Consider the following 11,480-nt stretch of genomic DNA (forward strand, 5'->3'; position numbering starts at 1 on the left):
CGTTAAGGAACCTGGATGTATACACCAAAGCCTGCCTTGCGATTGAGCAACATCACCAAACGCTTCGGGTCGCTTGTCGCCAACGACGCCATCTCCCTGGAATTGGGAAAGGGCGAGATGCTGGCCCTGTTGGGCGAAAACGGCGCCGGCAAGACCACATTGATGAACGTCCTGTTCGGGCATTACGTGCCCGACGACGGCCGAGTGGAAATCCACGGCAACGTTATCCCGCAGGGATCACCTCGTGAAGCCTTGCATGCCGGAGTGGGCATGGTGCACCAGCACTTCACTCTGGGCGAAAACATGTCTGTGCTTGAAAACATCATCCTGGGCACCGAACCGACGCTGAGCCTGAGCCTGGAAACCGGCGCAGCACGCAAACGATTGGCCGAACTGATGGAACAATTCGGGCTCACCGTCACCCCCGATGCCCTGGTCCGCGACCTGTCCGTGGGCCAGCGCCAGCGCGTGGAAATCCTGAAGGCCTTGTTCCGGGACACCAGCGTACTGATTCTGGACGAACCCACCGCCGTGCTCACCCCCCAGGAGAGCGACAAACTTTTCGAGACCCTGCGCCTGCTGGTGGACAAGGGCCTGTCCGTCATCTTCATCACCCATAAATTGCGTGAGGTCATGGCTGCCAGTGACCGCTGCGTGGTCCTGCGCCATGGCAAAGTGGTGCTGACCACCCCCACCGCCGAGACCGACGCCGAAACCCTGGCTCGGGCCATGGTGGGTGGCGAAGTTCCCAAAACCGAACGCGTTCCAAGCCTAACAGGTAAAGAACTCCTGCGTATTGATGGTGTGACGGTCCAAAGTCCCGAAGGCCGGGCGCTGTTGGATAACTTGAACCTTTCACTGCATGCCGGAGAAATCCTGGGCATCGCTGGCGTATCCGGCAATGGGCAGGCCCAATTGGCAGACCTGATTTCCGGACTGACCCCCCCTGATTCCGGGAGCATCGCCGTAAATGGCAAGACCATTGCCCGCCCCACCCCCGCCGGGATGGTTGCCATGGGCGTGGGACGCATACCCGAGGACCGCACAGGAACCGGACTGATCGGCGACATGACCGTACAGGAAAATCTGGGGAGCGAGGTCTATCGCAACAAGGAATTTTCACGCTTTGGATTCCTGAATTTCAAGAGTCTGCGCCGCCGGGCCAAGGAACTCATAGAGCGCTTTGATGTGCGTTGTCCCGGACCGGGAGCGGCCACGCGCAAGCTTTCGGGCGGCAATATGCAGAAGCTCATCCTGGCCCGTGTGCTGTCAGGCAAACCATCGGTCATCCTGGCCAGCCAACCCACCTGGGGGCTGGACGTGGGCGCTGCAGCCTTCGTGCACCGCTGCCTGATGGAAGCCGCAGAACGTGGCGCCGGAGTGCTGCTCATCTCCGAGGATCTGGACGAGCTGTTCCAGGTCACGGATCGCATCCAGGTCATGCATTGTGGACGTCTCTCAACTCCGGTACGCCCCGGTGAAGTGGACGCCGCACAACTCGGCCTGGCCATGAGCGGACATCGTGCCGCCCCACACACCTCCGACACCATACATTCCGCGTCAGCCACGACCGGGGAGACCCTGCAATGAGGCTTGAACCACGCGAAAACGTCTCCCTGGCACTCAAGGCATTGGGACCGATCCTAGCCATTGCCGTGGCCATGGGTTTCTGTTCCCTGCTCATCATCTGGTCCGGGGCCTCTCCCATGGAAGCCTGGGGCTTGCTGCTCAAAGGTTCATTGGGCTCCACCTTTGCTCTGACCGAAACCCTGACCCGCGCAACCCCCTTGATCTTCACCGGGCTGGCAGCGGCCATTGCCTTCCGGGCCAAGCTCTGGAACATCGGCGGTGAAGGACAGCTGTACGCCGGGGCCTGCATCGCCACCTGGCTGGGCACCGGGATGCTCGACCTCCCGGTCTGGCTGATGGTCCCTGTTCTGTTCCTGGCCGGAGCTCTGGCTGGTGGACTGCTGCTACTCGGCCCGACTCTGCTCAAGACCAAACTGTCCGTGGACGAGGTGGTCACGACCCTGCTTCTGAATTTCATCGTACTGCTGTTCGTGAACTGGCTGGTCTTTGGGCCCTGGAAAGACCCCATGGCCATGGGCTGGCCCCAGGCCGCGCCTGTCGTCGACTCCGCAGAGTTGGGGCAGATGGTCGCCAAGACACGCCTGCACTGGGGATTTGTCATCGCCTTGGCCTGCGCCGTGGGAGCCTGGGCCTTGATGCGCTTCACCACCTGGGGATTCGAAATCCGCGCTGTGGGGCATAACCAGCAGGCCAGCCGCTTTGCTGGCATCCCGGTCAACGCCGCCATTGTCCGCACCGCGCTCATCTCCGGCGGACTAGCCGGCTTTGCGGGGGTGGCCGAACTGTGCGGACTCAAGGGCTACCTGACCCTGGACCTGTCCCCGGGCTTCGGCTATTCGGGCATCGTGGTCGCCATGCTTGCAGCACTGCATCCTCTGGGAGTCGTGATCTCGGCCATTTTTGTCGCCATCGTCTCCATCGGGGCCGACTCCATGAGCCGCTCCCTGAATATTTCCAACTACATTGCAGACGTGGCCACCGCCGCCGCGCTGCTGGCCGTCTTGGTCAGCATGCTCGTCTCGCGCTACCGCATCAGGTGGAGGTAGCCCATGGATATTCTGAATTTTCTACTTGAAACCGGCTTCTGGCTGGCAACGGTCCGCATGGCGACTCCCCTTGTCTTCGGCACGCTGGGTGAACTGATCTGCGAGCGCGCCGGGGTCCTGAATCTGGGCATCGAAGGCATCATGGCTGCGGGCTGCATGTCCGGCTGGATGTGGGTTTACATGGGCGGAAGCTTGTGGGGTGGCGTCATGTTTGCCGCGCTGGTGGGCGCGACCTTCGGCCTGTTGCATGCGGCTTTCACCGTGCATCTGGGACTGTCACAGCACGTCACCGGGCTGGGCATCACCATGCTGGCCTCGGCCTGCTCGTCCTTTGTGTTCCGCATGCTGCTGCCCAAAGCCACAACTCCACCCAAAATCATCCCCTTCGAGAACATCAACATCCCCGGCCTCTCGGACCTCCCGTTCGTGGGACCGGTGTTCTTCCAGCAATCACCCATGACCGTTTTGGCCATCGTGGCCGTCATTGTTGTCAGCTACGTGTTGTACCGAACCCCGGCGGGGCTGGCCCTGCGCATGACCGGTGAGAATCCCATGGCCGTGGAGTCCCAAGGCCTTTCGGTCTTCTCCATCCGCACCTGGGCCGTGGTCTCGGGCAGCGCTCTGATGGCCGTGGGTGGAGCATTTTTGACGTTGTCGGCCTTTGACGCCTATTACATCGGCATGGTCAACGGACGCGGCTGGATTTGCATCGCACTGGTGGTCTTCGCCTCATGGCGACCGGGCAAGGCGCTCTTGGGCGCAACCCTGTTTGCCGCCTTTGACGCCGTGCAGATGCGCGTGCAGCAACAGGCAGCCATGGCCATACCGTACCAGTTCTATCTGATGATGCCCTACGTGTTCTCCATCGTCGCGCTGATCATCATGTCGCGCCGGGCAGCCTATCCCAAGGCCCTGCTGGTGCCTTTCCGAAAAGGCGAACGATAAACAGACCATGCACGAAGTCGTTTGTTCCGTGGCAACTCCCCACAGGATCAACAATCAAAGAGGTCACTCCCATGCTGGATCTACTCGTCAAGAACGCCACGCTTCACGGCCATATCGAGCCACATGACATCGCCGTTCAGGATGGAAAATTCATAGAGATCGCCCCACGCATCGAGGCTCAGGCCACTGAAACCATCGATGCCAGCGGACGTCTGGTGACCCCTCCATTTGTGGACAGCCACTTCCATATGGATGCCACCCTGTCCACGGGGCTACCTCGCTTCAATGAAAGCGGAACCCTGTTGGAAGGCATCAAGATCTGGGGCGAACTGAAACCCGATCTCACTGCCGAGGCCGTCAAAGACCGTGCTCTGGAACTGCTGACATGGTCCGTGGCGCGAGGCACTCTGGCTGTGCGCACCCATGTGGATGTGACCGACCCCACCCTGATGGCCGTGGACGTCCTGCTGGAAGTGCGCGAGCAGATGAAGGACTACGTGGACATTCAATTGGTGGCCTTCCCCCAGGACGGTGTGCTGCGCACCCCCGGCGGCAAGGAGTTGCTGCAGCGGGCTCTGGACAAGGGCGTGGATGTGGTGGGTGGTATCCCGCATTTCGAGCGAACCATGAACGAGGGACGTGAATCCGTACAATGGCTCTGCGAGCAGGCCGCCCAGCGGGGCCTCCTGGTGGACATGCACTGCGACGAATCCGACGACCCCCTGTCGCGACACGTGGAGGCTCTGGCCTTCGAGACGCAGCGGCTCGGACTGCATGGCCGGGTCACGGGCTCGCATCTGACAAGCATGCATTCCATGGACAATTATTATGTCTCCAAGCTGATCCCACTCATGGCCGAAGCCCGGCTGAATGTGGTCTGCAACCCGCTGGTGAACATCACTCTCCAGGGCCGCCACGACACCTATCCCAAGCGCCGGGGGCTGACCCGGGTGCCGGAACTGATGGCCGCGGGATTGATCGTGGCCTTGGGGCAGGACGACATCATGGACCCCTGGTATCCCATGGGCAGTCACGACATGCTGGAAGTGGCACACATGGGCGCGCACTGCCTGCAGATGATGGGAATCTCCCAGTTGAACACCCTATTTGATGCAGTCACATCCGATGCCGCGCAGGTCATGCAGCTGGACGGCTACGGCCTGAAGCCAGGAACTGATGCGGACTTTGTGATCCTTCAGGCCAAGGACGCCATCGAGGCCATCCGCCTGCGCTCGGCGCGGTTGACTGTTGTCCGACGGGGCAACATCGTGGCCGAAACCCCTGAGATCACCTCCAAGGTCCGGATGGGAGACAACGACCACCGGGTTGATTTTTCCCTGAAGCGGACAGCTACCGGTCAATAACACCGGGCAGCTTTTTCCACCTGCACACAGCCAAATCATTACAAAGGCATGGGTTTTCAGCTCATGCCTTTTTCATTTCCCTGTAATCACAAGCCCTTCTGTAATTTCTCTAGACTTTTTCCAACTCTGCATCGCTATCGGGAACAGCTCTTGCTTTCCTCACAAAACACCTCGGAACAGGGAACATGTTTCCTGACTGAGGGCGGCGCGATCAGGGACTGTGCGGCGGGCCAATCCACGGTCCCACAACGACCACTGTGAGGAGGATACCAAACCATGAACAACGGCAACGCTCGCAACTGCGACCGTCCCCTGAGCCTCGACATCAACACTCCCCATCCGTCGGACTACGCCCATCGATATCGCATGGACCTGACCGACAGTGACGACACATGCAAAATCAAAGAGATCTTTGGCATGCTCGTTTTCACTTTGAGTGTTCTGTGTTTTGCTCTTGGGGTCTACCTGATCTAACGGCTATCCGCCCTGCACTGAACTCTTGAGCTGCCCGTCTTCCCCTGACGGGCAGTTTACGTATCCAGGATTGACCCCTCACCACGATCCTCATATGTTTGCCCTCCCCGTGACATATCTGGAACCCATGAAGGACCTATGGACAATCTCGACGAACTCATCGCACTGACCTCGAAACTCATCCGTTTCAAATCCACCAGCTCCCGCCCTGAAGAAATTGACTCCTGCGCGGCCTACATTCACGCCTGGCTCAAAGCCAACGGCATTGCCAGCCAACTGACCCACAATAATGACGTGCCCTGCGTTTCAGTTCTTCCCAAGGACGACGCTGTACCCGTGCTGCTGATGGCCCACTTCGATGTGGTTGAAGCCGAAGACGACTCCCTGTTCGAGCCCAAGGTGGAAAACGGAAGTCTCTGGGGTCGCGGAAGCCTTGACGATAAATACGGCGTGGCGATGTCCATGCTTCGGTATCGGGATTCACTTCGCGAAGTCGTGGCGCAGGGAGGAACACAGGCTGACATGCCCTTTGGCCTGCTGCTGACCGGAGATGAAGAATCCGGAGGTCACGACGGAGCCAGGACTCTGCTAAAACAGGTGCGCACGAATTTCTGCATTGCTCTGGACGGTGGCGCACCGGACACGGTGATCATCAAACAAAAGGGAATCCTCAACCTGCGCCTGACGGCCCAAGGAAAGGCGGCTCATGGAGCCCGCCCTTGGCGGGGCGAAAATGCTGCGGATCTGCTTATCGAAGATTACCTGCGACTCAAAGAGTTGTTCCCGGACAAGGGTGGCGAACACTGGCATCGAACACTGAACCTGGGTGCTCTGCATACGGGCTCAAACTCCTTGAACCAGGTCCCCGCAGAAGCCCATGCCCTGTTCGATGTTCGCTACACGGAAGAGGACACTCCCGACGAACTCGTAAAGGCCATGCGCGCCACAATCCGGGGAACACTGGAAGTTCTGGTTCAGGAGCCCCAACTCATCCCGTATGAAACCCCATACCTTGGCTTGCTGCTTGAGCAGCACCCCGACATGCACCCCGGCTGCGCGCACGGTGCCAGTGACGCCCGTTTTCTTACCGAACGTGGCATTCCCGGAGTGGTCTGGGGCGCCTGGGGCAGTTCCACAGCCCACAGCCTGGCCGAACACGTCACGCTCGAGAGCCTGAACACCCTGTCCCGACGCCTGCAATCCTTCCTGCAAGCCATCCCCATCAACATCCCGATAAAAAACTAAACATCTTTTCGACACTATATCGGCACAAAATTGCAACATTATTGCAGTGTTCTGAGTTTTACGCCTATTTACAGGCCAATACAGAGGGAAAAAAGCACTGTACATTTGTTACCCCCCCCTATATACAGAGCTTGCTTTTTTTGGTAAACTATATGTTTGCCCGAAGGGGCACCGGGAGTGTGGGAGATTTATCGCCGTCTTTGGCGGCGTCATATGTGAGTACCAACTGCGAACCGCAAAGGCAGAGCCTTCTGCTTGCGGTGACTATGGGCTGGTGCGCCCCGCCCTCCCTCTGACTCGGCAATCAACCGGACCAGAGGAACCATGCACAACGAAAACGCTGCTCAGCTCCAAGAGAGCTACATCTCCATCTCTCCGCTCATGCTTGTGCCGGGGAAATGTGGCCGATTCAATGTGCACCTGCTCCAGGGCAGGGAGTTCGTCCTCTACACAAAAGCCGATGAGCAATTCACCCAAGCACATCGCAACAAGCTTTGCGATCACGGCGTTTGCGAAGTCTACATCCAGAAAGAACACGAAGTCTTCTACAAGGAATATGTGGAGGACAATCTTGGCCACGTCCTGATGGATGACAACGCAGCCTATGAAGAACGCGCCCGCATTCTGCATGAAGCCTCTCTTGCCATTGTACAGGAAGCCTTTGATCGTCGCCTGCCCGAGCACATCGTCCGCCAACGCAACTTCCAGCGTATCGTCGAGACCGTTCAGGAAACCGTACGTCTGCTTGCCCAAGGCCAATCCTTCAAGGCCATAGCGCAGTTCATCTCTCACGATTACAGCACGTTCTCTCATTGCGTGCATGTGTTCCTCTATTCCTCGGCCCTGCTCCAGACCTATGATCTGGATGAGGAAACCATGGTCCAGGCTGGAATCGGAGCCATGTTGCATGACATTGGCAAATCCGTAATTCCCAGCGAAATCCTCCTGAAGCCAGGAGTCCTGACCAATCAGGAACGAAACATCATCGAGACACATACCACTCAGGGTTTGAAACTTTGCAGGCTATTTCCCCTCGGCCAGATTGCCACAGACTGCATCCAGCACCACCACGAGAAACTCGACGGCAACGGCTACCCCATGAACCTGCGCAAAGAGCAAATCTCGCGCCCGGTTCGCGCCGTGACCATTGCTGACATCTACGACGCCATGACCACCAATCGTTCCTACTGCAAAGCCATGAACCCCTTCCAGGTCCTCAGGATCATGCGTGACGAAATGTACGGCGAATTGGACATCAACATGTTCAAGCGCTTCGTTCAGGTGCTCTCCGGCGCCGACATCGTCTAATCCCCTCAGCCTCACCCCGCTTCATCCTCAGCTTCCATTATTGATATTCACCCGCTTGACATTCGCTGATCCAAATCATAGTAGTACTTCTTAGAACTACTATGGAGATACGCATGGACACCATCGAGGCACTCAAAACCTTCGGGCTGACCGGACAAGAAGCGGTCATGTACATCACGCTACTGACCCATGGGCCACTCAGCGGATACGAATGTGCCAAACGGGCAGGAATCTCCCGCTCCAATGCCTATGCCGCCCTGGCCGGATTGGCTGAAAAAGGCGGAGCCATGCGCAGCGAGCAAAAGACCAGCAAGCATCTGCCCACCCCCAAGGATGAATTCCTGAAGCTGCTGCGTAAACGCAGTGAAAAAACGCTGAAAATGCTGGACAAGGAGCTGCCTGACCGTGTCAGCGAAACAGCTCCGTACCTCACCCTCACCGGCCACGAAAGCGTTGCCGAACGGATGCGGAGCATGCTGGATGGAGCACAAAGTCATGTCTACATCTCTGCGCATTCCAGCGAAGTCCCGGCCATGTCACAGGCCCTCGAAGGATGTGTATCCCGAGGCGTAAAAACCGTACTCATCTCCGATGCCTGCCCTGTCGCTGGAGTGCACCATCACTCCAAACCCAAAGAACTTGGGCAGGTCAACATCATCGCCGACACCAGTGCGGTACTCACGGGCACCCTGCTCCCCGAGGCCACTGCGCAGTGCCTGTATTCCAGGAACAGCCAACTCGTCCGCCTCATGCGCGAGGCTTTTCTGAACGAACTTGAACTCATCGAGCGAGACACACGATCATGAGCAACGATAGATACCATATCCATGGCGGTTTCACTGCCCAGACCCAATTTTACGGAGACAGCACTCCAGCGGAATTGATGCAGGCCTATGGCAGCCCTCTGTATGTTTACAACGAAGACATCCTGCGCCGTCGCTGTCGGGAACTGACCGGGCTGGTGGATCATGAACGATTCGAGGTCAACTACTCGGCCAAGGCCAACAGCAACCCGCAACTGCTTTCCATCGTAAAAGAAGAAGGCCTGCGCGTGGATGCCATGAGCCCGGGTGAGATCCACATCGAACTGACCGCCGGTTTCAAGCCTCAGGACATCCTGTATATTTGCAATAATGTTTCCGCTCAGGAGATGCGCTTCGCCACGGAACGTGGCGTCCGGGTCTCCGTGGATTCCCTGTCGCAACTGGAGCTGTTCGGCCAGACCAATCCGGGTGGGGAAGTGGCCATCCGCTTCAACCCCGGCTCCGGTGCTGGACACCACGCCAAGGTTGTCACTGCCGGGAAGAAGACCAAATTCGGAGTTTCCCCAGACGACATCCCCACGGTTAAGGCCATCCTGGCCCGACACCGCCTGCGGTTGGCGGGCGTGAACCAGCACATCGGCTCGCTGTTCATGACCGGTGAGACCTATCTGGAGGCCGCCCAGACACTGATGACCATTGCAACCAGCTTTGACGAAATAGACTTCATCGACTTCGGTGGTGGCTTCGGGGTTCCCTACAAAAAACTGTCGGGGCAACCCCGACTGGATCTGAAAGAACTGGGCAAGGGCCTGACCCGCACAATCGAACGATTCGAAGCCGAAACCGGATGGACCCCGCGTTACCATGTGGAACCAGGTCGGTATATCTGCGCGGAATGCGGGGTTTTGCTGGGCACAGTGCATGCAGTCAAGGACGTTGCCGGAAACGCCTATGCCGGAACGGACCTCGGCTTCAATGTCCTCTCTCGCCCGGTGCTCTACGATTCGCACCACGACATCGAGGCCTATCGCGGCGGCGACACTCCCTTCGGTGAATCCACTCCCGTCACCGTGGTCGGCAATATCTGCGAGACCGGAGACATCATCGCCAAGGACAGAATGCTGCCTGAACTGATCGAAAACGATATCCTGGCTGTGCTGGATGCCGGCGCCTATGGTTATGTCATGAGTTCCAACTACAACTGCCGCCTGCGCCCGGCTGAAGTGCTGATCCAGTCAGACGGTCAGCCAAGGCTCATCCGCAGAGCCGACACCCTCGAGGACCTTTTGGCTCCATACGGACTGGCGAGCTAAACACAGCATTAACGAATTTTGATAGTTCGAATGATTGAGGGGGACCAGGCACCCCCTCATCGAACACCTCCGTGGAAAGCCCCGGTCCCATCGTGGGGCCGGGGCTTTTTCTCTGGCACGGAAGAATGATTCGGAATTATTCTGAGATGATGTGCACATCTCTTTGAGGGAAGGGAATCTGAATTCCTTCTGCGCGAAAGACATCCAGAATGGCCACATTGATCGCGCTCGTTATATTGGCCACACCATTTTGAGGATCCTTGATCCACACTCTGAGTTCCAGATTCAATGAGCTGTCGCCAAACTCCAGAAACAAGGCCACAGGTGCCGGGCTCAATAACACTCGCGGCAATCCCTGAACGGCCTGTTCCATGAGTTTCAGAGCCCGCTTGATATCCGTCCCGTAGGAGACTCCCACTGGCACCTTCAGACGCACGTTACTGTCCGAGAATGACCAGTTCACCACTTGGCTGGTGATCAAATCCTCATTGGGAATCAGATATTCCTTGCCGTCACGGGTCACAACAGACACGAACCGTCCCCGCAGTTCAGTAATCCAGCCATAGACCCCGCCTATTTCGATAACGTCCCCTGGCTTGATGGACTTGTCCATCAGCAGGATGAGACCGCTGATCAGATTGGCAAAGACATTACGCAACCCAAAGCCAACTCCCACACCAATGGCCCCGGAAAAAACGGTCAGAGCGGTAAGGTCAATGCCTACGCTATTCAGAGCGAGCAGGGTGGCCAGGACATAAAAGCTTATCCGTGCCGTCTTGGAAAGCAACACTCGGGTCGAAGGAGTCAACTCCGATACACCCTCAAGACGACGCTCCACAAAGATAGAGGCCATCCCTCCCAAGCGAAAGAAAATCAATAACAGCAAGGCTGCTTTGGCCAAGACAAGCAGAGTGACCCGGGTTCCACCAAGGTCAAACCCCACACTGTCCAGAACCTGCATGACAGGACCCAAAATTCCCAACACATGCAGGGTCGCAGCAATCACGGCAAGAGTGGCAAAGCAACGTCGCCAGAATCGAGAACGAATAATTGAGGAGCCAAGAATAATCACGGAAGAGACGACCAGCAGCGTCAGCACCGAATCCAGTAGCACCCCTCCGTAACCTGAGAGTTTGAGCCCCTCGCGAGCGGCAGCCGCCAGTAAAGCACTGACCATGGCCGGCAAGGCACGCACCAGGGTTCGCGCAAGCCGGGGCAATGGCAAATCACCTTCCATGCCTCCGGGGAACCGCGCCCGCACAGCCTGCTTGAGCGGCAAAGCCAGCAGCCACCCAAGAAGCACAACCCCGAGCACCACAGCAGCCTGCATCGCGCCACTGCCCACTGTCAGCCATTTCCAGGCCTGCAACGGCAACTCCAATCCCCAAGCGATGAAAGCTTCCAGCGAAAAGGGCTGCTGTTGCATGAAAC

At 57.9% G+C, this 11,480-nt stretch carries 10 protein-coding genes; 9 read left to right on the forward strand and 1 reads right to left on the reverse strand.

Going from position 1 to position 11,480, the window contains the following annotated elements:
• The first annotated feature begins 15 nt into the window (after positions 1-15).
• The 9 genes from EL361_RS09330 to lysA all read left to right on the forward strand — a co-directional run bounded on the left by EL361_RS09330 (position 16) and on the right by lysA (position 10,049).
• Positions 16-1,590, forward strand: a complete 1,575-nt coding sequence (locus tag EL361_RS09330; protein WP_126378812.1) for an ABC transporter ATP-binding protein — start codon at positions 16-18, stop codon at positions 1,588-1,590.
• A complete protein-coding gene (locus tag EL361_RS09335; RefSeq protein ID WP_126378814.1) occupies positions 1,587-2,636 on the forward strand; it encodes an ABC transporter permease in 1,050 nt (349 codons plus the stop codon). The genes EL361_RS09330 and EL361_RS09335 overlap by 4 nt, the downstream gene beginning before the upstream one ends.
• Before the next feature lie 3 nt (positions 2,637-2,639).
• Complete coding sequence (locus EL361_RS09340) at positions 2,640-3,581, forward strand: ABC transporter permease (protein WP_126378816.1); 942 nt, start codon at positions 2,640-2,642, stop codon at positions 3,579-3,581.
• Positions 3,582-3,652: 71 nt separating this feature from the next.
• Complete coding sequence (locus EL361_RS09345; RefSeq protein WP_126378819.1) at positions 3,653-4,945, forward strand: amidohydrolase family protein; 1,293 nt, start codon at positions 3,653-3,655, stop codon at positions 4,943-4,945.
• Between the two features lie 276 nt (positions 4,946-5,221).
• The gene (locus tag EL361_RS09350; protein ID WP_126378821.1) at positions 5,222-5,419 is read left to right on the forward strand and encodes a hypothetical protein; all 198 of its coding nucleotides are present in this window, start codon (positions 5,222-5,224) and stop codon (positions 5,417-5,419) included.
• A gap of 138 nt (positions 5,420-5,557) precedes the next feature.
• Positions 5,558-6,664: a M20 family metallopeptidase gene (locus tag EL361_RS09355; protein ID WP_126378823.1), complete on the forward strand. Its 1,107-nt coding sequence runs from the start codon at positions 5,558-5,560 to the stop codon at positions 6,662-6,664.
• A 324-nt stretch (positions 6,665-6,988) separates the two neighbouring features.
• Positions 6,989-7,972, forward strand: a complete 984-nt coding sequence (locus EL361_RS09360; protein WP_126378824.1) for an HD-GYP domain-containing protein — start codon at positions 6,989-6,991, stop codon at positions 7,970-7,972.
• Positions 7,973-8,085: 113 nt separating this feature from the next.
• Entirely contained in the window at positions 8,086-8,778 is a 693-nt protein-coding gene (locus EL361_RS09365) for a TrmB family transcriptional regulator (RefSeq protein WP_172961696.1), read from the forward strand.
• The gene (gene lysA, locus EL361_RS09370; RefSeq protein WP_126378828.1) at positions 8,775-10,049 is read left to right on the forward strand and encodes a diaminopimelate decarboxylase; all 1,275 of its coding nucleotides are present in this window, start codon (positions 8,775-8,777) and stop codon (positions 10,047-10,049) included. The genes EL361_RS09365 and lysA overlap by 4 nt, the downstream gene beginning before the upstream one ends.
• Before the next feature lie 136 nt (positions 10,050-10,185).
• Here lysA and EL361_RS09375 read toward each other — a convergent pair whose 3' ends face one another.
• On the reverse strand, positions 10,186-11,475 hold the full coding sequence (locus EL361_RS09375; protein ID WP_126378830.1) for a mechanosensitive ion channel family protein: 1,290 nt from the start codon (positions 11,473-11,475) through the stop codon (positions 10,186-10,188).
• Positions 11,476-11,480 lie beyond the last annotated feature (5 nt).

The organism is Desulfovibrio ferrophilus (assembly GCF_003966735.1).
In the GTDB taxonomy this organism is placed as follows: Bacteria; Desulfobacterota; Desulfovibrionia; order Desulfovibrionales; family Desulfovibrionaceae; genus Desulfovibrio_Q; species Desulfovibrio_Q ferrophilus.